Annotated in this window: 17 protein-coding genes; 5 read left to right on the forward strand and 12 right to left on the reverse strand. The window is 65.2% G+C overall.

Going from position 1 to position 21,807, the window contains the following annotated elements:
• Nucleotides 1-200 precede the first annotated feature (200 nt).
• Nucleotides 201-3,335, forward strand: a complete 3,135-nt coding sequence (locus tag ASPU41_RS10360; RefSeq protein WP_069950851.1) for a DUF3427 domain-containing protein — start codon at nucleotides 201-203, stop codon at nucleotides 3,333-3,335.
• Nucleotides 3,336-5,403: 2,068 nt separating this feature from the next.
• A complete protein-coding gene (locus ASPU41_RS24035; protein ID WP_157356979.1) occupies nucleotides 5,404-5,598 on the forward strand; it encodes a matrixin family metalloprotease in 195 nt (64 codons plus the stop codon).
• A gap of 643 nt (nucleotides 5,599-6,241) precedes the next feature.
• Here the strand turns inward: ASPU41_RS24035 and ASPU41_RS10370 are convergent.
• Nucleotides 6,242-6,763 (reverse strand): PH domain-containing protein, encoded by a 522-nt coding sequence (locus ASPU41_RS10370; protein ID WP_069950853.1) that lies wholly within the window; start codon nucleotides 6,761-6,763, stop codon nucleotides 6,242-6,244.
• 188 nt (nucleotides 6,764-6,951) lie between these two features.
• The gene (locus tag ASPU41_RS23370; RefSeq protein ID WP_331712752.1) at nucleotides 6,952-7,236 is read right to left on the reverse strand and encodes an HNH endonuclease; all 285 of its coding nucleotides are present in this window, start codon (nucleotides 7,234-7,236) and stop codon (nucleotides 6,952-6,954) included.
• On the opposite strand from ASPU41_RS23370, the gene ASPU41_RS23375 reads away from it, so the two are divergent.
• Complete coding sequence (locus tag ASPU41_RS23375; protein WP_231941488.1) at nucleotides 7,156-7,446, forward strand: hypothetical protein; 291 nt, start codon at nucleotides 7,156-7,158, stop codon at nucleotides 7,444-7,446. The two genes, ASPU41_RS23370 and ASPU41_RS23375, sit on opposite strands and share 81 nt — an antisense overlap.
• Nucleotides 7,447-7,671: 225 nt before the next feature.
• Here the strand turns inward: ASPU41_RS23375 and ASPU41_RS10380 are convergent, their stop codons facing one another.
• The 8 genes from ASPU41_RS10380 to ASPU41_RS10405 form a co-directional block, all read right to left on the reverse strand.
• Nucleotides 7,672-9,261 carry an alkaline phosphatase D family protein gene (locus ASPU41_RS10380; protein ID WP_069950854.1) on the reverse strand — a complete coding sequence of 530 codons (1,590 nt, stop codon included), beginning with the start codon at nucleotides 9,259-9,261 and terminating at the stop codon, nucleotides 7,672-7,674.
• Nucleotides 9,262-9,364: 103 nt separating this feature from the next.
• Complete coding sequence (locus tag ASPU41_RS24040) at nucleotides 9,365-9,835, reverse strand: SRPBCC family protein (protein WP_083266460.1); 471 nt, start codon at nucleotides 9,833-9,835, stop codon at nucleotides 9,365-9,367.
• Nucleotides 9,832-11,121 carry a Wadjet anti-phage system protein JetD domain-containing protein gene (locus ASPU41_RS10385; protein ID WP_157356980.1) on the reverse strand — a complete coding sequence of 430 codons (1,290 nt, stop codon included), beginning with the start codon at nucleotides 11,119-11,121 and terminating at the stop codon, nucleotides 9,832-9,834. The genes ASPU41_RS24040 and ASPU41_RS10385 overlap by 4 nt, the downstream gene beginning before the upstream one ends.
• On the reverse strand, nucleotides 11,111-14,539 hold the full coding sequence (locus tag ASPU41_RS10390) for an ATP-binding protein (RefSeq protein ID WP_083266461.1): 3,429 nt from the start codon (nucleotides 14,537-14,539) through the stop codon (nucleotides 11,111-11,113). Before ASPU41_RS10390 ends, ASPU41_RS10385 begins: the two co-directional genes overlap by 11 nt.
• Nucleotides 14,536-15,195 carry a DUF4194 domain-containing protein gene (locus ASPU41_RS10395; protein ID WP_069950856.1) on the reverse strand — a complete coding sequence of 220 codons (660 nt, stop codon included), beginning with the start codon at nucleotides 15,193-15,195 and terminating at the stop codon, nucleotides 14,536-14,538. The genes ASPU41_RS10390 and ASPU41_RS10395 overlap by 4 nt, the downstream gene beginning before the upstream one ends.
• Nucleotides 15,192-16,634, reverse strand: coding sequence for a DUF3375 domain-containing protein (locus ASPU41_RS10400; protein WP_069950857.1), 1,443 nt, complete (start codon nucleotides 16,632-16,634; stop codon nucleotides 15,192-15,194). The genes ASPU41_RS10395 and ASPU41_RS10400 overlap by 4 nt, the downstream gene beginning before the upstream one ends.
• A 185-nt stretch (nucleotides 16,635-16,819) precedes the next feature.
• The gene (locus ASPU41_RS22045; RefSeq protein WP_442856249.1) at nucleotides 16,820-17,080 is read right to left on the reverse strand and encodes an HNH endonuclease; all 261 of its coding nucleotides are present in this window, start codon (nucleotides 17,078-17,080) and stop codon (nucleotides 16,820-16,822) included.
• A 12-nt stretch (nucleotides 17,081-17,092) separates the two neighbouring features.
• Entirely contained in the window at nucleotides 17,093-17,839 is a 747-nt protein-coding gene (locus ASPU41_RS10405) for a haloacid dehalogenase type II (RefSeq protein WP_069950858.1), read from the reverse strand.
• Nucleotides 17,840-17,883: 44 nt separating this feature from the next.
• Here ASPU41_RS10405 and ASPU41_RS10410 point away from each other — a divergent pair, with 44 nt between their 5' ends.
• Entirely contained in the window at nucleotides 17,884-18,504 is a 621-nt protein-coding gene (locus tag ASPU41_RS10410; RefSeq protein WP_069950859.1) for a flavin reductase family protein, read from the forward strand.
• Between the two features lie 92 nt (nucleotides 18,505-18,596).
• Here the strand turns inward: ASPU41_RS10410 and ASPU41_RS10415 are convergent, their stop codons facing one another.
• On the reverse strand, nucleotides 18,597-19,985 hold the full coding sequence (locus ASPU41_RS10415) for an SLC13 family permease (RefSeq protein ID WP_069950860.1): 1,389 nt from the start codon (nucleotides 19,983-19,985) through the stop codon (nucleotides 18,597-18,599).
• Nucleotides 19,986-19,997: 12 nt separating this feature from the next.
• Entirely contained in the window at nucleotides 19,998-20,816 is an 819-nt protein-coding gene (locus tag ASPU41_RS10420; protein WP_069950861.1) for a maleate cis-trans isomerase family protein, read from the reverse strand.
• A gap of 187 nt (nucleotides 20,817-21,003) precedes the next feature.
• On the opposite strand from ASPU41_RS10420, the gene ASPU41_RS10425 reads away from it, so the two are divergent.
• Nucleotides 21,004-21,789 carry an IclR family transcriptional regulator gene (locus ASPU41_RS10425; protein ID WP_069952621.1) on the forward strand — a complete coding sequence of 262 codons (786 nt, stop codon included), beginning with the start codon at nucleotides 21,004-21,006 and terminating at the stop codon, nucleotides 21,787-21,789.
• Nucleotides 21,790-21,807 lie beyond the last annotated feature (18 nt).

Raw genomic sequence — 21,807 nt, forward strand, 5'->3', positions numbered from 1 at the left:
GCCTCACGTCAATTAGCGTTTTCTGGGTTCCACTGTCTTCTGTATTTGGAGCAGGTTGAAACTCCGTGGGGCGGCTCCGCTATAAAGTACAGACGAGCTGGTCTTTCTAAGTGCTTTTTTAGATGTCCAGAATTGGCGTGGCGTTGGTCTTTCTGGGTTCCAGCGAATAGCCTGGCGCAGTGAATACATCCAATGGGGGAATGGCAGTAGGACAACTGTCTGAAGGACTTTACGAGCTCCTCAGCACCGAGGCTCTGACTGCCGATCTGACGAGAACTCCTCAACTCGAGGCGCATTTCGATTCCGTCGAGGACGCGGATAGTCCGGATATCCTTGCCCGTCACGTCGCCCAGGTGGTTCGTCGAGCTTTGGCCGCTGCCAAGCCAGGTGAGCGCGTGGCTCTCGCCAATCGAGTTCTGTTGGAAGTCGAGCAAGGCAACCGTATCGCCAACGGCCCGACTCAGCTTCAGTCCCTCCACCGTCCAGCCGGACTCAAGCGCAGACAACTCCGCCGCCCCACCACAAAGCTGAGTGATTCGGCGCTCCTCACCAACAGCAAGGACGATCCGAACCTCGCGGCCGAGCTCCGGGCAGAGATCGAGTCCGCCAACACAGTGGACCTGCTTTGCGCCTTCGTCCGCTGGACGGGCCTCCGGCTGCTCCATCCGGCGCTTGAGGAGCTCAAGGAGCGCGGCGCGAAACTCCGGGTCATCACCACCACCTATATGGGCGCCACAGAACGTCGGGCCATCGACGAGCTGGTGACCCGGTACGGCGCCGAGGTGAAGATCAGCTACGAAACCCAGGCCACCCGTCTGCACGCCAAGGCCTGGCTGTTCCGCCGGGACTCCGGCTTCGACACCGCCTACGTCGGCAGCTCGAACCTCAGCCAGGCGGCCCTTCTGGACGGCCTGGAATGGAACGTCCGGCTCAGCTCCGTCGGCACGCCTGCGCTGCTGCAGAAGTTCGAGGTCACCTTCGACAGCTACTGGGGACAGCGCGCCTTCCAGAGCTACGATCCCGAACGCGACGGCGAAAAGCTGGACGCCGCACTCGAACGCAACGGCGGCCGGCGAACAGCTGTCCCTGGGGCAGCCACCGGCCTCGAGCTTCAGCCCTTCCTCCACCAGGACGAGATGCTTGAAGACCTCGAAGCCGAGCGGCTCAAGGGCTTCAACCACAACCTTCTGGTCGCAGCCACCGGTACGGGCAAGACCGTCATCGCCGCACTCGACTACAAGCGTCTCTGCGAAGCAGAGGGCAAAAATCTCAAGCTGCTCTTCGTCGCCCACCGCCAGGAGATCCTCAAGCAGGCCATGCGCACCTACCGTGACGTCATGCAGGACGGCGCCTTCGGCGAACTCTACGTCGGCGAGCACAAGCCACGGCACTGGAAACACATCTTCGCCTCGGTCCAGTCGCTCTCGTCCCTCGGCATCGAGCAGCTGGAGCCGGACTTCTTCGACGTCGTCGTCATCGACGAATTCCACCACGCCATGGCGCCCACCTACCGCCGGCTGCTGGACCACCTGCAGCCGCGGCAGCTCCTCGGGCTGACCGCGACGCCGGAACGCGGCGACGGCGTCGACGTCGCCAAGCAGTTCTTCGACGGCCGCACCGCCAGCGAACTGCGCCTCTGGGATGCCCTGGACGCGGATCTGCTGGTGCCGTTCCACTACTTCGGCGTCTCGGACGACGTCGACCTCAGCCAGCTGGAATGGAAGCGCGGCAACTACGACACCGCACAGCTGAGCAACCTCTATACCGGCAACGACGCCCGCGCTGCCAAGGTGATCCGCGAACTGCGCGACAAGGTCACCAGCACGGAGCAGATGCGGGCCATCGGCTTCTGCGTCTCTGTCCAGCACGCCCACTACATGGCGCTGGTGTTCAACCGCGCCGGCATCGCCTCCGTCGCGGTCGACGGGAGCACCGACGACGCCGACCGCGCGGCGGCGCTGGAGCGGCTCCGCACACGGGAGATCAACTGCATCTTCGCCGTCGATCTCTTCAACGAAGGCCTGGACCTGCCGCAGGTGGACACCATACTGCTTCTCCGGCCCACGCAGAGCGCCACGATTTTCCTCCAGCAGCTGGGACGTGGGCTGCGCCGTGCCGAGGGCAAAGCGGTGCTGACGGTCATGGACTTCATCGGCCAGCAACGCCGGGAGTTCCGCTTCGATCTGCGCTACCGGGCGCTGACCGGCTACGGGCGCAAGGAACTGGAAAAGGCTGTCGAGGACGAATTCCCCTACCTGCCGTCGGGCTCGCAGATCGTGCTGGACCGGGTGGCGCAGAAAGTCGTGCTGGACAACATCAAGGCGCAGCTGCGGTTCAACCGGGCACAGCTGGTCCGGGACATCGCCTCGTACGCAGAGACCGAGCTGCAGGCGTACCTGGAGCGGTCAGGCAACGACGTGAAGTCGATTTACCGGTCGACCAAGGACTCCTGGACCGGCTATCTCCGCCAGGCAGGCCTGATCGACGGGTTCTCGCCAGTGGAGGCGGTCCTCAGTGGCAGGATTCAGGACCTTTCGAACGCCGACGAGAAGAAGCTCCTCGGCCGCATGGCGGCGCTGATCCATGTGGACGATACGGAACGCGCCGAGGCCTACTCGATGCTCGTCGGCACCGACGCGCCCCGCTACGCGGACCTCGGTATGCGGGAACAGACCTTCGCCCGCATGCTGTTCTACACACTCTGGGACGACGGGGGCGGGTTCCAGTCGCACGACGCCGGACTCGACTATCTGCGCGGCTACCAGTTTGTCTGCAACGAGATCCGCCAGCTCGTGAAGCTCGGCGTGGCGGCGTCCAAGCACGCCGCCAAGGGCCTCGGAGCGGGCCTGCAGCACGTCCCTCTGCTCTCCCACGCCACCTACCGGCGTGAGGAGATCCTGGCGGCCCTGCAGTACGGTTCGCTGGAGCTCGGCAAGAATGTGCAGCACCGGGAGGGCGTGGCCTGGTGCCCGGCGACGTCTACGGATGCCTTCTTCGTGACGTTCAACAAGGACGACAAGAAGCACTCGGCGACCACGATGTACAAGGATTACGCCATCAGCCCGGAGCTGTTCCACTGGGAGTCCCAGAATGCGACATCCCCCGGAAGCCCAACGGGCAGGCGCTACTTGGACCGGGCTTCGCAAGGATCGAAGGTCCTGATTTTCACCCGGGACACCTCAGAGGACGAGACCGGGCTGACCGTTCCGTACACATGCCTCGGCCAGGTGGACTATGTGCAGCATTCGGGTGAGAAGCCGATTGCCATTACGTGGAAGCTGCACCGGCCGATGCCTGCTAATGTTTTTGCGACGGCGGCTGCTGTGGCGCAGTGACTCAACGGGAACATCAAGGATGGCTTGCCCGTTCGTAGGAATCCCTGTGTGGAAAGGCTTTGGCAGCGCCAGCCGACAGATCGCCGAAGAATCAGCGACGGCTGTCCGTTCCCCTGGAACTCCGCTCCACTATTCGCAGCCCATACCGTCGCCGTCGCGGTCCAGCCCATAGATGTCAGTTCCAACAACCGTCACAGGTCCTCTCACATAAGCTGGGCCGTTGCCGCTCCCGCCGGCGCAATCCACATCGGAAGCAACTGGCACGCATGCTCCTGAATAGTTGCGATCGCATCCAGAAGGAGCGGCAGGGGCAACGGCCGGCGCGGGCGGTTTCACTGCAGCCGCTGCCTGTTGGCGAGCGGCCGCTGCCGCTGCAGCCTGTTGACGCGAGGCTTCTGTGGCAGCCTGTTCTTGCGCAGCCTTAGCTGCCGCCTCCTGGGCGGCTTTGTCGGAAGCAGCTTTTTCGGCTGCCACCTTGGCCGCAAGCGTTGCAGCCGCCGCTCGCGCAGAAGTTACTCGTTGTGATGCCGACTGTTCCATCCACAGCAGTTTTCCGTCGTCAGTCATGGTGCATATGAAAACGGTTCGTTGGTGTGTTTCGGTCGAATTTTCGGAGGTGCAGGTCGTTGTTTTTGGGGCAGTTGGAGTGGGTGATGCTACTGGAGTTGTAGATACCGACGCAGTGCCTGACGGAATTGACAGGGAGGCCGCAGCTTGGCCTCCACACGCCGTGAGGGCCAGAAGAGCAGCGCCCGCCAGGGCCGCGCTCTTCGCCGAGCGACCGTAGGCCCGGAATTGGCGGTTTCCTTCGTTCGCCCGGTAAGAAGTGGTTTGGCCCGAGACCTCAAACGCTGTTGGCCTGAATCGTATATTCATTTGTACCCCCACAAATTACACTTTGGATAAAAAAGTCTTGCCGATCGTATCACTCGGGCAGGTTCTAAACGGACTTCTGAACATTACAAAAGCAGTCACTTATTCGGTCGAATCGTTGTCAACTGTAACGACCTGTATTTCGTCAAAGTCCACCGGGCGGGCGCAAGGGAGCGCTGGTGAAAGTTAACGCCTTCAGCCATGGCATTGACTGTCGTCCGGCGGCATTGAAGCCGGCTTCAAAGAACACATGACATGAAGGCCGTGATGGTGAGAAAACCAGCGACGGCCCACTCGGGCGCGGTCTTGACCCAATAAGCTGGGGTCACCATAAAGGGATTGTCTTGGTCATCGGGGGGACGAAGTCGCCTCCGAGAAGTGGACGCCGCGGCGGTTTGAATTCAGGTCACGGTCGCAGGAGCGGCGACGACTCCCCCAACGGTGTTCGCCGATCGCCGAGTGGGCGCATCCCGCAATGGGCTATCGACGAAGCACTTGGAAAAGTGCAAGAGCTTGTTGGATGGCGCACGGATTCCTCAGCCGGAAGAAGGGGCAAAACAAGACGCGAAGGCTGCGACGACGGCCGGGTCGGGGACGCGGCTGAGGAAAGGGAAGTCAATGCCCACAGCCCTGGGACTTGCTCTTCTCGTGGGCTTGTATTTCAGCCCGGCATTATTTGAGCGGTTTGTTATACAGCTTTCCCGGCCGTCCCTGCCTGGCGCCACCGCACCTCCGCCGGGGGTCGGGGCGGCGGACGCCCCTCGGCCATCCACCGGAAACGACTCCCTCCAGCGCGCATGTTCTTCAACTCTCTTCGGACCCGGACCAACCCGTCGTAGCCTATGGTCCCTGCCGTCCCATCCACTACGCCGTCGGGCCTGACAACGCGCCGCTTGGGGCGAACAGCGGATTCAAGAGCCCGTCGAAAAAGGTTTCAGCTACAACAGGACTGCAGTTCGTGAACGACGGGCATACGTCTGAGGGTCCCATTGAACCGCGCCAGGCATACCAGACGGACCTCTATGGCAATCGGTGGGCGCCGGTTCTGATTGCGTGGTCGCCCCCCGAGGAAAGTCAGCGTCTGGAAGGCAAAGTTGTCGGAGTTGGTGGAAGTGGGCAGTCTGTTGCCGCCGGGCGCCCCTCAGCCCTGGTTACCGGGCAAGTGGCACTAGACGCCCCGGCTCTTGAGGAGATCATGCAGCGGCCAGACGGCACCCTCGTGGTTCGCGCGGTGATCATGCACGAACTGGGCCATGTCGTGGGGCTTGCCCACGTCGATGATCCGAAGCAGCTGATGAACGCGGATAACACCGGGAGCATAGAGTTTGCGGACGGTGACCGCGCTGGCTTGGCTTTGTTGGGCAGAGGGGTGTGTGTCCCTGAAATCTGACCGGACCAGACCCGAAGATGGCGGCAACCGGTCGTCGATGCGTTCGTGCCCAGGACGCGGTTGCCAGCACGAACGACCAGAACGGCCCTTTGATCGCACCCATAGGAAGGACTACACCGTCTGCCCGGAGCGTTTACACCAGGTCTTTCGGATTCTTTCGGGGCGAGCCTCGCCAGCGTGAGGGCTACCAGGTCCGGGTCGTCGTAGATGAGTTCCATGGGCCAAAATTGCGCATCTCGCCGGCACCGTAAAGAGCCGCCCAGGCCGATGGAACCACGCCTGTACCTGATGTATTCCAGGAGGCATGTGTACTAGCGCCATCCGCAACCTCGGTAGCAATCGGTTCTTCGCCACCGCAGGGTGTGCTCGTGGATTTGTCCGGGAAGGTCGGATAACCCGCATGCCAGGCCGGAGACACGCTGCAGCAAAAAGGTCCGAGCGGCTCAAACCGGTCGGACCTTTTCCGTGATTCGTCTAAACGTGCTTTGCCAGCGCTCAGTCTCCTCCTCAGATGAAGGCCTGCTGACGGCTCGCACAGTGACGGGGTTCTAAATAGGTGGCCGCTTTCCCCACGAGCGCCTCACGGCATGATTCGTCCCCGCCACCGTGAATGACGAGACCGCGAGTGCCATGCCCTGCCGGTTCATAGTCGTGCCAGGAGCTCGGCTTTCTTTGCGGTGAACTCATCGTCAGTTACTATTCCGGCGTCTCGGAGGGAGCCGAGCTTATGGAGCTGGTCGAACACTTCGTCCTTGGGGTCAGCGGCGAGCTGCTGCTCGGGCTGTGGGGCTATGGTGCTGCTGTTGTGGGCCCCGGTCATGCGAGATTTTACGGTCTCCGTGAATATCTGCATCGCGGGTAGGTCCGTTATCCATTTCATGGCCACTTTGTGGCCGGTGGCGAAAAAGGAGATTCTGTGGCCCATAGGACTTTTGGACTGTTCGAAAGATGAAATGTTGCGGTAGGCAAAGGACTCAAGATCGTATCCTCCAAATTTCTTGGCATAAAAGACGAGACGACCTTCTGTCGCGATAAGTATTCCGTTTCGCGTGGTATCGCTGCCAAGAATTTTCGTCTCGTAGGCACCGATCACGACCGCAAGTGCAGTTTCGCTGGGTTCGAGATGCGCGGCCGCCATCTCTTGCAGTTTGTCTACCTTGGCCAATCCGGCCCTGGCTCTGACCTTAGTACAGGGTTGCCGTTGCGCAGGCTCCCATTCGGCATGGGGTCAAGATAGGCATCCAAACGGCGGCCGGGATGCTCGGCGCGGGCTACGTCGACCGAGGTGCAGGCTGAGGGTTAAGGTATCTGCGAGCACAGACACCCTGTGGAGGAGAAGTCGAGGGTCCCATTTTAGTGCGGGGTGGACCAAGAGAGCGGCTGCCGGGCCCCGACGCTGACGGAACCGGACGGCGCAACGTATTCCCGCCGTCGTCGTTCCATCCTTGCCTGCTGACCGGGCGAGGGAACCCGCGCGCCCTTCGTCCGGTTGCACCTGGCACAGGCCGCGACAAAGTTCTGCAGGCTGGTGGATCCGCCCTTGGACCACGGGTAGAAATGGTCACCGTGCTCGGCGGGCAGCGAGCATCGCCATCGGAGTCCGGACTCCATCTCGCACTGGCCGCCAGCGCGTGCCATGCCCTCCAGGCGCTGCTGGCGACTGAAACGCCGGGCCGGGTCCCTGCGTTTTATGTCGCGGACGCGAATGACCGCCGCAGCAATTATCGGAACCACCGCGAAAAGCCCTGGGAGGGCGACGGCAGCCAGAAGGCCGTCGACCATGCCTCGCAAAATTTCGGCGGCGGTTGCTGTGGCTGGGGCTGCCCGCCGGGTTTGCCTTCGGCATGAGCGCCAGGACAACGGAGGCGCCCAACCATACAACCACCGCCGAATAGGCCGCACGCAGAGCCTGGCGGCTCCAGTAGAAGCGTTTCAGTTCCACCATTCAGTCGTCCCCCAATCGATCTTCAGCCCGGTCGAATGCGTGCCGCGCTGCAGCTAGGGAGATCATACCGTCGGGACGACGAGGGCGGGCACGTGCCCGCCGTCGTCCAGCCTGGTTTTGAACGGGTTCTACCCCCGCGCGACCAGCCCCGGGACCCCATCCTGAATCTCAAAGGACGCCTTGGTGCTCACGGGCGCCCCCGGCGTCGTGACGTATTCAAGCACCCGGAAGTCAGCGGTCATCGCGTCCTTCGTGATGCGGGTGTTCACGTAGCCGCGGTTGTCGTTGTAGAACTTCAGGTGCGGATTCCAGGCCATCATCGGATCCGTGGTGGAACCCGTGCCGTCACCGGTGGAAGTGATGGACGTGCACACCAGTTCCGTCCCCACCACGGGCGAGGCCGGGTCTTTGTAGTCCACCTTGACGTCGTTGGCCCAGCTGCGGTGCACGTCTCCGGTGAGGACCACGGCGTTGCGCACCTTCGCGTCCACCCAGCCCTGCGTGATCCGGCGGCGCGACGCGGCGTAGCCGTCCCACCCGTCCATGGAGACGTCGTCGATCTCCGGCGCCTGGTTCCGGTCCTTCTCTGCGAAGAACACCTGCTGGCCCAGGATGTCCCAGCGCTGCGTGGAGTTCTTGAAGCCGTCCAGCAGCCACTTCTCCTGCTCCGCGCCGGTGATGGTGCGGTCCTCCGCCAGACGCCCGGCCACGTTCTTCTTCCAGCCGTCGCCGGCGAGCTGGTCGTCGCGGTACTGCCGGGTGTCCATCATGTGGAAGTTCGCCAGCTGGCCCCACTGGATGGTGCGGTAAATCTTCATGTCGAACCCGGCCGGCACGGACGACGGCCGCAGCGGCATGTTCTCGTAGTACGCCTGGAACGCGGCGGCGCGGCGCTGCCGGAAATGCTCGGTGGTGTCGTTCAGCTGCCCGGCATCAGTGTTCTCCGGGACCTCGTCAGCCCAGTTGTTGTCCACCTCGTGGTCATCCCACACCACCAGCCACGGCGCCACCGCGTGCGCTGCCTGCAGGTCGGCGTCGGCCTTGTACTGCGCGTGCCGCTGCCGGTAGCCGGCCAGGCTGGTGGTCTCGGGCCCTTCGTGGTCGCGCGGGTTGCCGCCGCCGATCACGTAGCTGTCCTTCTTGTACTCGTACAGGTAATCACCCAGGTGCAGCACCAGGTCCGGCTGGTCCTGCGCCAGCCGGGCGTAGGCGGTGAAATAGCCGTGCTCGAACTGCGCGCAGCTGGCGAAAGCCATGGCCAGCGCCGCCGGCGTCTCGTGCAGCGCCGGGCTGGTCAGCGTCCGGCCCACCGGGCTGACGTGCCGTCCGGTGCGGAACCGGTAGAAGTATTCACGCCCCGGCCGCAGGCCCCGCAGCTGCACGTGCACCGAGTGCGCGGTCTCGATCCGGGCCTGCTCGACGCCGCGGGCCACCACCGAACGCATGCCCGCGTCCTCCGCCACTTCCCACGCCACCGCGACGTTGCGCGACGGCATGCCGCCCAGGCCGTCCCCGGCCACCGGGTCCAGCGCCAGCCGGGTCCAGATCACGAAGCCGTCCGGCCACGGCTCGCCGGAGGCGATACCCAGCAGGAACGGATCCGTGCGGAGGCCGGCGTCGTCCGCGGTGGAAACGGCAACGGCGGCACTCGGCCAGGCGGCGACAAGCCCGGCCCCGAGGCCGGCGGAAAGAACGGATCTGCGTGAAATGTTGTCCATGCCTTCGACCGTACGGCGGCCGGTTGGACAAGTCCTGTGGGCCATGTGAATGCGCGGTAAACTGCGTGACAAGATCTGTTGACTGGGTCAACACCCCGTGCGTTCAGGTCAGAGCCGGCCGCTTTCCGGTATGCCAGCTGCCGGCATTGATTCCAGATAGCGTTTGAGGCTTGCCCAGTTGGCGGCTTCCTGGCGTTTGCCGACTCGGCCGATGACCGGGGAGAGGAACCTGAGCGCGCCTCGGGGCTGGATGTCCCACGACCATCGCAAGAGGGTCCCCCGGTTCAGGCTCGAAGGTGAGAACTCCCAGGATCGTGGCCGAGGACATGCTTGTCGTGTTCGCGAGCCGGGTGGGGCGGTGATACTCCGTGGTTTCCAGGAGCATGGTCAGCAGCCGTCTCCTGGACGTGGTCGTCACTTTGAACTGCGTCCCGTTGCCGATGGCTCCGCCCGTGACTTTCTCGACACGCAGTATGCGGGGGTTGTATCTGGGCTCGTTCCGTTCGTCGGCGACGAAGTCAAAAACCTCACTCGGTGGTCGACCGATAACAATCTCACCGTGGATGCTGGTCATTGTCCCGGTCCCTCCCGACGGCCGTCCAGCAGTCTGTCCAGCGCCCAGTCCCAGCGGATCAGTTCCTGTTCCAACCGGACGGACTTCCCGAACCGGTCACTGCCCAGCGATTCATAGAGCGTGGACTCTTCGGCGGTCAGCCTGCCGAGCGCAGCCCTGGACGGAGTCGGTTCGCTACCCCACGCATCACGGTGCGCCAACAGCGTTGCCTGGTCCATCAGCACGCTGACCACGTGCGGGTGCTCCGCCCGGAGCTGGTCCAGAATCCGGAATCCGTGGGTGTCCAGGTCACCCCAGTACCAGACCTCGCAGTCGCGGAGCCATCCGGCCTCGCGCAGCGACGAGAACCCGTACCCGCCCCCGTAGAGGGCCAGATTGCCAGGGAGAGCGGGCAGGGCGAGGAAATTCACCAGGTTTTCGGTGACGATGACGCGCCGGACAGGCAAGTTCAGGGTGCTGAACGCGTCCGCCGAGACCGTCAGGTCCCGTGCGTCGCCCAGCAGCGGTATTCCGGGGTCCAGCGCCCGGAACCGGACGAGCTCGGGCGGGTGCAGGAAACCGTGCCGGGCGGCGAAGCGGGCTGCCGGAGTCCGGGCCGTTGTCCCGCCGAGCAAGGACCCCGGTTCCGCGGGCACTTCCGGAAGGGTCTCATCGTCCGCCAGGGCCCCGGGAACCGGATCGGAGGCCTGCATCTCCGCGGCCATCCCATCAATCACTTTTCGATGGTGCTCGACGAATTTGGTGTGCACCCCGGGCAAGCTGAGCTGCCGGACATAGACGCCAGGGTCCTCATTCTCCCGCAGCCACAGTGCCACACGGGCGGCGGTCAGCGCGTCGCCGCCGAGCTCCAGCAGCCGCATTGGCCGATTCAGGGCCCAGGCACGGAAGGCAGGATCCAAGGCCACTAACTCCTCGGCGAGCCCACGGAACCGCGCCGCATCCTTCGTCTTCCCCACAAACGCAATCTCATCCTCCGCGGAGGCGAACACCGCCGCCGCCGGCAACAGGTTGGACCCGATAGTAGTGCGGCCCACCTCCGCCGTCTCCAGCGTGAAATGACCGGCGGCTGCAAACAACTCCGCCGCCCACGCACGGGCCGCAGCATAGTCACTCCGGAGGGTGGCCGCCGTCGGGCGCTTCAGCTTACGGTGGCGCGGATACACGCCAGTGGGTTCCAGCAGCTCACGCAGCAGCGCCCCACTGTCCCAGGCCTTCTGCGACTGGGCACGCAACATTGCCAGCGTGGTCCAGCCCTGCGCCCGTATTACCAAAGATTCAGCCGGCACGCCGGTCCCGTTCGTCCCGTTCGTCCCGGTATTCCTGGATGGTCATGTTGCGCAGCTGGGAGTCGTCGCCGTTGGTGTTCGCCACGAAGCCGACATGGGCCACGAACGGTTCGATCACATGGATCTTCTGCAGGGGAGTGACGATCAGCAGCTGCAGCTTCATCCGCTGGAAGAGCTCCAGGCCGTACCGCGCGGACTCGTCCGAGCCGCGGCCAAAGGCCTCATCGATGACGACGAACCGGAAACTGCGGCCCGCGCCGGCGTTCCTCCCCGTCGATTTTGCAGAGCCCAGCCCGAACTGGAAGGCCAGGGCGGCGGCGAGGATGGTGTACGCCAGCTTTTCCTTCTGGCCGCCGGATTTTCCGCCCGAGTCGGTGAAGTGCTCGAACTCCTCGCCGGTCTCGGTCCACTTCTCGGACGCGGAGAACGTGAACCAGTTCCGCACATCCGTCACTTTGGCCGTCCACCGCTCGTCGAGCGCGGTGTAGCCGTCCCGGCCGCGGAACCGCTCGATCAGCCTGGCCACCTGCAGGTACTTCTGCTCCGAGTACTGTTCCTCGTCGCCGATGGTGCCCTCCGAACAGGCCCGCAGGTCGATGCCAAACTGGCGGACGTCCAGGTCCGTGGTGTTCTGGTGCTCAAGCTGGATGTGCCGGCCGGGGTTGTACTCAATCCCGGCCAGCGAGAGGTTGATTTCGCCGATCCGGTTCACAATGTCCTGCCGGCGGCTGTCCAGGAAGGCATTGAAGGCCACCACCTCGTGGATGGTGTTCTGGTTGAGCGAGTCCTTGAAGTGGGCTTCGAAGCGGGGCAGGTCGTTGCTGGCCAGCTGCTCCAGGAGCCGGTTGTAGTCCCCGGCGGCCTCGAGGGCGGCGTCGATCTCGGTGGTCTCGTTCGGGTATTTGTTCCGGAAGTCGGCCATCAGCCGCACCGTGGTTTCCGCCGTGCGGGCGATCCGCTTGACCAGCGCGTCGATGATGTCCGTCAGACCGGCACGCACGGTGCTTTCCACCGCCGCAGTGTTTTTGTACGTCAGCGCTTTGTCCCCGAGCGCGCCGGCGGCCAGCTTGGCGACGGCGGCCAGCACACCGGCGTCGTCCGTCAGGGGCTGCTCGGCGAGGACGGCAGCGCATTCCTCGATCGCGGCCGCGATCTCCTTGGCCGCCTCCTCGTTGGCGCCGATCCGGCGCTGGAGTTTGTCCGCCTGGTCCTCCAGGCGCCCCAGCCGCCCGGCCATCTCCTGCTCCTGGGCCGCCAGCTGCTGCAGGACATCGCTGGCGGACTCGAGGTCGGTCTTCTCCTTTTTGAGGTCCTCGATCCGGCGGGCGGTGAGCTGCCAGCTGATCTCGGCGAAATCCGTCACGGACCGGACCGTGCCGAGCTGCTGGTTCTGCCGTCCGAGCGCACCGAGGTAGTGGTCCACCTTGCCGAGCCGGTCTTTGTTGCCCTGGAGCTGGCCGCGGACCTCGTCCTGCTCGGCGAGGAAGCGGGTGACCTTGTCCTGGTTGTCCCAGCCGAGCACGTAGTTGCGCCGGTCAGCCAGGTCCCTGCGGTCGTCCTTCTCATGCCTGCCGCGGCCGCCCTTGAGCTGGCCGTTGAGGGTCAGCGCCTTGGGGTACCGGCGGAAGTCGTCCAGATTCTCGCAGCAGAAGTAGTCGAACCGGCTGCCCAGCTCGTCGAGGAGGAAGTCGCGGAACGGGGTGCCGTGCTTGATGGCGATCTTGGCCGCCAGCGTCCCCGGCTCGGCTGGCCTGGGTGCGTACGACTCGCCGATCTTCAGGTACACCAGCCGGCCCCGGAGGTTGTTGGTGTCCACCCATTTGCTCACGGCCTGGTAGTGCTCGGCGGGCACCAGCAGGGAGAGCGCGAAGCCGTGCAGGGTGCGTTCCGCGGCGCCCTCCCACTCGGCCTCGCCGTCGCGGACCCGCAGCAGTTCGCCGGCGTAGGGCAGCGCGTTTTCCGGTATTCCGGTGCCGTCAGAGAGCCGACGGCGGAGCTCCAGCTGGGGGCGCGGCAGCAGGTTGGGGCGGGACTGCAGGCTGGTCAGTTCCGCGGCGATCTCGGCGGCGCGCTCGGTGAGCGTGGTCCGCTCGATGGTCAACGTGGTGCGGCTTTCCTGCAGCCCGCGGGAGTTCTCGGCGAGCTCCGCTTCCACCGCGGCGAGGCGGGCGCGGTTGGCATCGAACAGCACCCGGTCCTCGGCGGCCGGCAGGCCCAGCCCGGACGCCGCGTCCGTGTAGTTTTCGAAGCGCTGCCGCTGGGCGCGGGATTCCCCGGCGAGGCGGGTGACCTCGGCGTCAATGGCGGCCAGCCGGCCGCCGCCGTTGCTGCGGATGTCCTCCTTGACGGCGCTGAGGTCGTGGCGCAGCGCGGTGATCGCGGTGGACAGCTTGCCGCCGTCCTCGCGCAGCCGGACGCCGGTGTCCGCCAGCTCCGCCTGGTGTTCCAGGCTCAGCTGCAGCTTCCGGTCCGTAAACCAGGGGTGCAGCTGGTCCCGCTGTGCCCGGGCGGTCTCGTCCTCGCCGGTCAGGCGGGCGTGCTGGGCGGAACCCTCCCTGATGGGGGTGAGCAGGCCGATCTGGTCCTTGGCCCGCAGCACGGCGTCGTGGGCCTTTTTCAGGTCGTCGAAGTGGTGGATGAGGTTGCCGATCCGGGCCTCGACGTCGTCCTCCTCGAGCATGTTGGTGCGCACGAAGGAGGTGATGTTCTCCACCTGCTTCATGGACACGGTGCGGTGGAACAGCTCCATGGCCTGGTTCCCGCCGATGCCGAACTGCCGCTTGAACGCCGCCGCGTAGGGCTCGAAGGAGTCATGGACGGTTACGCCCGCTGCGCGGAGCTTCTTTTTCAGTTTCGCGGGGTCCTGGCCGAAGTTCGCGAAGTCCGCCGCGATCGACTGGTCCGTCTCGGCGAGGGAATAGAAGCGGCTGGGCTGGCCGGCCTCCTGCATGGCCCACAGCGTGACCGCCAGGGTGACCGACTTGTTCAGCACCGCGTTGTGGAAAACGCCGAGCACCACGGTGAGGGTGCCCGTCCCGCGCAGTGCCACCGGCTTGGAGTACTCACCCCCGGCGCTGCGGGCGCTCTTGTGGAAGCCCCGGACATAGGACATCAGGGTGCGTTCCTTCTTCTGCGCCCCCGCGGCCTTGTTGTACTCGATCTTGTTGGCCGGCAGGAGCAGGGTGGTGATCGCATCCACCACGGTGGACTTGCCCGAGCCGATGTCGCCGGTGAGCAGGCTGTTGGCGCCGTCCAGCCGGAACGTGCGGATTCCCTGGTGGAAGGTGCCCCAGTTGAGCAGCTCCAGACGGTGCAGCCGGAAGCCCGGGGGAGCCCCGGCGTCGTCCGTCACGTCCTGGCCGGGTAACTCCAGGCTGAACAGGCTGTCCTGCAGGTCGGTCTTCAGTTCAGCGGTCATTTGCTGGCCCCTTCCGTTACCTCAGGACCGGCGGCGGTGCCGGTCCCGGTGCCGCCGGTGAGCGACGAGCGGTAGTCCCCCAGCCGCGCGTCGAACTCCTCCAGCCACTGCGCGTCCACGTAGGCCTTGAGGATGCGGGCCACCTCGTAGGTGCCGGTCTGCCCGCGGAGTTTCCGCAGGAAACCGAGCTCCACCACCTTCTTGATGTTGGCGCCGAGCTGGTCCAGGATGCGGGCCTCGTTGCTGGATTCGGGCAGGAACACCGAGACCATGTCCGCGATCTCCTGCTCGGTCATGATGAGGCGGAGCTCGCTGGAGTTGGTGTCAAACTCCAGCATCCGGCCGCGCAGCAGGGCCAGCAGCAGGCTCACGTTGAAGGTCAGCTGGCGCCGCGGGATCAGCCGGGGGAGGGTTCCGTCCGGGTCCTCCCGCGACTTCAGGAACGCGTAGCCTTCGGATTCGTCCAGGATCAGGTCCAGCCCCAGCACGGCAACGTAGTCGCGGACCTGGGACGTCAGGGCGAGCAGTGACTGCCAGATTTTCTCGTCCGCTTCGGCATAGACCACACCTTTGAACAGGCGGGTGACGACGCCGGGAAGCTCCTCCGGTGTCCGGGCTTCGGCGGTCCTGGTTTCCGGTGCTGCGGCGGGGTTCATGCTGGCCTTCCAAAGATGATCTGGTCGATGGTTGCTTCGCGGATGCTGCCGTCCGGGAGCTGCCAGGACAGTTGCTGCGTGGCCTCGGGGTTGATGCTGGCCCACTCGGATTCGGTGGCCAGCTGGTAGTAGGCGACGATCTCGGCGAGGCCCTGCTGCAGGGGGTGCGCGTCGGTGATCTCGGCGAGGGTTGCCTGCTCCGCGTTGGCCAGGACGGCGTCGATGCTGGCTTTGAGCCGTTGCGTGTCGACGTGGAACTGGCTGAACAGGGCGCCGGCGTCCACGTCCGCGTCGTCGGCGGCCACGACGTCGTCGTCCACCATCACCTTCCGGCTGGGCTCGTAGAGCGGCCGTTCGAACGGCAGCGCCACGTCCACGGACGGCGCGGCGATGTCCAGGAAGGCGCCCGACGGCGGCGCCTCCCGGGTGCCCAGCGCGCCGGATTCGATGCTGCGGATCAGCTGCATGATGCGTTTGTTCTCCAGGAAGACCTTGTCATCGAGGAGCCGGCGCATCTGCTGGGAGAGCTGGCGGACGGTCGCCTGGGTCTGTTCGACGGCGGGCAGCCAGTCCTGGTGGAGGTTGGTCACGGCCTGGAGGTTTTCGGTGCCGGCCAGCGCCTCGATCCGGGTGGCGCGCTGCAGCAGGTCCTTGAGTTCGGTGCGCAGCTGCGGGGACATCAGGTAGTCCCAGAAGCCTTGGAACGTCCGGCCCTGCAGGGAGCTGCTGATGTCCTGCTGGTTGGCGAAGATGGTTTCCAGGAGATCGCCCTGGGACCCGTCCCAGGTGGCGATCTGTTCGCGGACCTGGCGGTCCAGTTTCCGGAAGTTCTGCTCGACCTCGCGGAAGTCCGAAAGCAGGTCCTTGGCCAGGGAGGTGAGCTGCTGGAAGTGGTCCAGGGCCTCCGGGGCGGTCATCACCCGGATGTTGCCGTCCCGGATGCGCTGCATTTCCGCGTCGATGCCGTCGCGCTGGCGCTGGAGCTCGGCCAGCCGCACTTCCGGGTCCGTTTCCGACTGCTGAACGAGGGCCTTGAGGACGGCGAAGATGCTGGTTAGCCGCGACTGCGTGGCGACGAAGTCCCGGCCGCGCAGGCCCTCCACCCAGTGCACCACGTCCTCCGCCGCGGCGGTGAGGTCGTAGCGGGGTTCGTCCTGGCCGGAGACGTAGTATTTCCGCAGCCAGGCCCGCTCGGGGGCGGCCCAGTCGTCCAGGTACTCCGCGGCCGGGCGCGGGAACTTGTCCTCGCCGAAGTCGTCGCGGAGGCCGAACAGGACGTCGTCGAGGTGGTCGATGAGGTCCTGGCGGCCGATGTCGCGCTGGTTGGGTCCTGTGAAGGCCTTGATGAAGAAGGAGACTGCCAGCGGGGCGTTCTGCGCGCGCAGCAGCGACCAGCCGGGGTGGTTCTCACGCAGCGAACTGATTGCGTAGTAGTCCATCGTGTCCTTGATGCGGGGGTGCGTGCTGAGGGTTAAGGCCTAAGGTACATGCGACCACAGACAGGCTGTGGAGGAGAAGTCGACGATCCTATTTTAGTGCGGGGTGGCTCCGGGCGTGGGCATGGTCAGTATCGAGGCGCGCGAGTGTTCAGCGAGAACTCGCGCGGCGTCGACTCTCAGCCCGCTCAGGGGAGCGGCTGCCGGGCCCCGACGCTGACGGAACCGGCCGGCGCAACGTATTCCCGCCGTCGTCGTTCCATCCTTGCCTGCTGACCGGGCGAGGGAACCCGCGCGCCCTTCGTCCGGTTGCACCTGGCACATGCCGCGACAAAGTTCTCCAGGCTGGTGGATCCGCCCTTGGACCACGGGTAGAAATGGTCACCGTGCTCGGCGGGACCCCGTCCTGGATCGCGAAGGACGCTTTCGTGCGGCCCCGGGCGGAAAATACGGTATGCAGCTCAGGCCCCGAGCTCGTGAGCCAGTTCGGTGATGCTCGACGCCGAGAGGTCCCAATCGCTCTCCGGCGCCAGATCCGCAACCTGGCCCTGGCCGTATTCGGTGGGGCGGGCGATGAACGCCGTCGCCAGCCCGGCCTCCCGGGCAGCACGCAGGTCGTTGTTGTGGGCGGCCACGAGCATCACAGCGCCGGGCCTGAAGTCCAGGAACTCCGCAGTCCGAAGGTAGGCCGCCGGCAGCGGCTTGTACGCGCGCGTCATGTCCGAGCCGATGATCACGTCCCACGGAAGGCCGGCGTTTCTGGCCATGTCCAAAAGCAGCGAGGTGTTGCCATTGGAGAGGGGACCCACGATGTAGCCACGGCGGACGGAGGCCAGGCCCTCCAGGCTGTCCGGCCATGGGGGCAGACGGTGCCAGGATCTGTTCAGCTCCTCCAGGGTTCGTGCGTCCAGCCGGTCCGGATCGAAGCCGTGGTGGCGGAGCACCTGGTCCAGATTTTCGCGGTGGAGCGTGTCCAAGGTGGCGAATTCGCGGGATCCGGAGCGGATGGCCTCCATTGCCGGCTGGTAGAGGGAGCGCCAGTCATCGGCGAACGCCTCAGCGTCGAGGTCCTGCCGATGTGCCGCGGCGAAGGCGGCCGCCTGCCGGGCGACGCCTGTGCGCCAGTCCACCACCGTGCCGAAGGTGTCGAACAGGACGGCGCGTACCTCGCACCCGGTTGACGGTGAACGGTATGGCTTGAACTTCATATCCTGTCTCCTTCCCGAACTTCCCTGACCGTTAGTCTGGCAGTATGCGTACTGATTTCGATCCCGCAACCACGTCCACCAGTGATTTCTACCGGCTGCTCACCGCGGTGGTGGTGCCACGGCCCATCGCTTGGGTATCTAGCGTCTCGCCGGAGGGCGTTGACAACCTAGCCCCTCATTCGTTCTTTACGGTGGCGTCCACGACTCCACCCATTGTTCAGTTCACCTCAGTGGGGGAGAAGGATTCGCTCCGCAACATCACCGAGTCGAAAGAATTCGTGGTGAACCTCGCCCCGGCAGCGCTGCTGGAGGAGGTCAACGCCACCGGCACGAACTTTCCGCCCGATGTCAGCGAGTTCGACGCCGCCGGCCTCACTCGTGAGCCGAGCCTCACCGTGGCTGCGCCGAGGGTCAAGGAATCGCTGGCGGTGCTCGAATGCCGTCTCCACTCGGTCCTGCCGATGGGGGACTCCATCCTGGTTTTCGGCGAAGTGACGCACGCTGCCGTGAGTGATGCGGTTCTGGACGGCAGCCACCCTCGGATTGACCTGTTGGAGCCGCTGTCCCGGCTGGGACTGGACGAGTGGGGCACGCTGGGCGCCATCCAAGACCTCAAGCGGATCCGGCTTAGGGACTGGCCGGGGTCGTTCCGCCCGAAGGCCTGAACCGGTGGAAGCCTGACCGCGTGAAGTCGCTCAAGAAGGGGAAGGGATGCCCTGCCACGCAGGACACCCCCTTCCCTTCTGATGTGCGGTGATCAGCCGAGGCCCAGCTGGACGAACACGAACCATACGAGGAGCGGCACCACGCCGATCATCGCGATGGCCCAGAGCAGCAGCGCCCGGAAGAACATCCGCTCGTCCTTGGGCTGCGCGCTCGCCATCAGCAGGGCGCCGCTGGTGGACATCGGGCTCACGTCAACCACCGAGGAGCTGATGGCGATGGCCGTCACTACCCCGATGGGGGTGAGCAGCGGATCCATAGCGATGGGTGCGACCACCGGGCTGATGACGCCGAGGGTGCCGGTGGTGGAGGCGAAGGCCGAGACGATGGCCACCACATAGCTGGTGAGCAGGGCGGCAAGGGAGCTGTTGCCCAGGCCGGCGATGCCTTCCTGCAGTTCCTTCAGCGCACCCATCTTTTCGAGCATGCCTACATAGGTGACGATGCCGGTCACCAGAATGATCGCAGACCACGGCATGCTTTCCACTGCCGGCTTTTGCACGCCCGAGTCGAGGACGATCAACACAGTGGCAATGACCAGCGAAGCGACTCCGACATCCAGTCCCAGGACAGTGGTGAGCACCAGAAGGGAGGCGATGCCCACCAGGGTGAGGATCCGCATCGGCGTTGCGGCGACCTTCTCGGGACCGGTCCTGGTGGTGCTTGCGGCAGCCACAGCAGTATGCGCCGGGGCGGTGAGCAAAGCCGTTCCGGACCCGGACGGCGCCGGTGCGCTGGTTCCAGCGGTAGCGGCAGCGCCGCCGTCGTGTGCGTCGCCGGCCTCACCGGCCTGGTGACGTGCCTCCGCCTTGGCCGTGCGGCGTTTCATGATGGCCTGGACCAGGACGTAGGCGATCGCGGCCAGGATGGCATTGAAGACGAAGCAGTAGGCGTAAAGCTTGAAGGAACCGTCCGCGGCCCCGGCGCCGTCCAGCATCTTGTTGGCCAGCACGCCGAAGGGGTTGACCGGGGAGAAGGCGCCGGCGTTGGCGCCCTGGACGATGACCAGGCCCATGGCCAGGGTGCTGATGCCGAACCGCATGCCCAGCGCCAGGCCCACCGGTGCCACGATGGCGATGGCGGCGGGGGTGAATGCGCCGGCCGAAGCCAGGGCGGCCGTCAGCAGGAACATCAGGATGGGGACCAGGATCTTCCGGTCGCCGGCGAGCCGTTCAGCCCAGTAGGCCAGCAGGTCGATGGTCCCGTTGATCCGCACTATGGCGAAGAGCAGTGTGGCGCCCACCAGGATGAAGAACAGCCCGGCGGGGAACTGGCCGATGACGTCCTTGATGGACATGCCGGCCAGGAGGGTTCCGACGCCGAACGCGGCGACAGTGGCCAGCAGGCCGGCGTTGATCTTGGTGAAAGAACCGATGGCAAAGGCCGCAACCAGGACCAGGAATGCGATTAGTGACAAGGACATAGTGCCGGCCGCCTAGGCGTTCGCCGGGGTGAGGACGCCGGCGCCGGACAGCAGGCTTCCGGCTCCGCTGATTGCGGGCTGGTGGCCGAGTGCCTTAAGGATCTCGTACGTGGTGGCGGTGGCCGCCGTGATGACCGGCAGTCCGAGCTCGTCCTCCACTGCCTGGACCGCAGCCAGCGACGGCATCTGGACGCAGGCGGAAAGCACGACGGCGTCCGCGCCTTCGCGCTGCAGGCTGCGGGCAAGCGCTGGCAGGTTCTGCGGGTCAAGGCAACCGACGTCGAGGTTGTCCGCCACTTCGAGGCTGATGGCATCCAGCACGGTGATGCCGGAGCCTTCGATGTAGTCCACCACCATCTTGGTGAGCGGCTTCATGTACGGGGTGATCATGGCCACCTTGAGCGCTCCGATTTCCTGCAGGGTGCGGACCAGGGCGCCGGCGCTGCTGGTGACCGGAGCAGGGTGCCCGTTGCCGGCGGCGGCGTCAGCGATGACTTTTTCCGAGCCCTCGTGGGCTCCCGGCCCCTGGGCCATGACGGCGACCAGGCAGGCGTAGGCGATGACGTCCACATCGGCGTCGGAGACTGCCTCGGCGCAGCCAGCTGCCTTACCCACCATGGCCAGCAGCTCTTCCCGGGTGACCTTCTTCATGCCGGCGCGGGCGGAGTGGAACGTGTAGCTGTGGCCGGTTGCCTCGGCCTGGCGCCGGAACAGCTCGGGCAGCTCCGTCTCCATAGTGGTGTTGGAGCTGGGGACGATCAGTCCAACCCTGGAGGAGCCCGGGCGCTTGGGCTCCGGCGCGGTTTCGCAGGTGATTTCGGGGGTGCTCATTGTTTTCTCCACATCATTGTGCTTGAGGGCTGAGGGCTGAGGGCTGAGGGGTTAGACCCACTACGTGGGTTCGGCTCCCATGATGTGGGTCACAAGCGTATGATGTCAAGTGGGTCACGTTCCGTGGCCCGCTTCCGGCTTACTAGGCTGGAGGCTGCGAGTGGAAAAATGAAGGGACGTGGAAACTGTGGCGACAGAGCCGGGCCCTGGGGCCTCACCTCTGCTGGTGCTGCACAAGGTGGCGGAGATCCTGGACTGTTTCACGGTCGAGGCTCCGGAACCAACATTGCAGCAGATCATCCGGAAGACGGGCCTGCCGTCCAGCACCTGCCAGCGGCTTGTGCAAAACATGTTGCGGGAGGGGTTCCTAGACCGCGACGGCGACCGCTACCGGATCGGCATCGGTCTGGTCCGCTGGGCTACCCCGGGAACGTTCGGGCTGGACGTGGTCCGGCTGGTGAAGCCAGCCTTGCAGCAGCTGCGCGACGAGACCGGTGAAACTGCGTGCCTGTATGTCCGGGACGGTGCCTTCCGGACCATAGTTGCCGTAGCGGAGACGCGCCACGTGGTGATGCGGCCGTTCATGGTGGGCATGGTCATGCCCCTTCACGCCGGAGCGCCGGGCAAGATATTCCTGGCGTTTGACCCTGATTCGTGGTCCGCCCTGAGCGAACACAAACTAGACCGCTTTACCCCCCACACACCGGCCTCCTTGGAGCTGCTCCGCCAGCAGGCGGCGGTGGCACGGGAGCAGGGATATTATGCGGCTTTCGGAGAACGGAACGAAGACGTGGGTTCCATCAGCGCACCCGTGTTCGACCACACGGGGCGGCTCGCCTGCGCAGTGGGTCTGGGATTCCCGACGCAGCGGATTGGGCCCGCCGACGTGGAACGGTTGGGGCCGATGGTGGCCCGCGCGGGCCTGGAAGCTAGCCGTGCGCTTGGATATGACAGCAGCCAATCAGCAGGTTGACCCTGCCGGGCTCACGAT

Source organism: Arthrobacter sp. U41, assembly GCF_001750145.1.
In the GTDB taxonomy this organism is placed as follows: domain Bacteria; phylum Actinomycetota; class Actinomycetes; order Actinomycetales; family Micrococcaceae; genus Arthrobacter.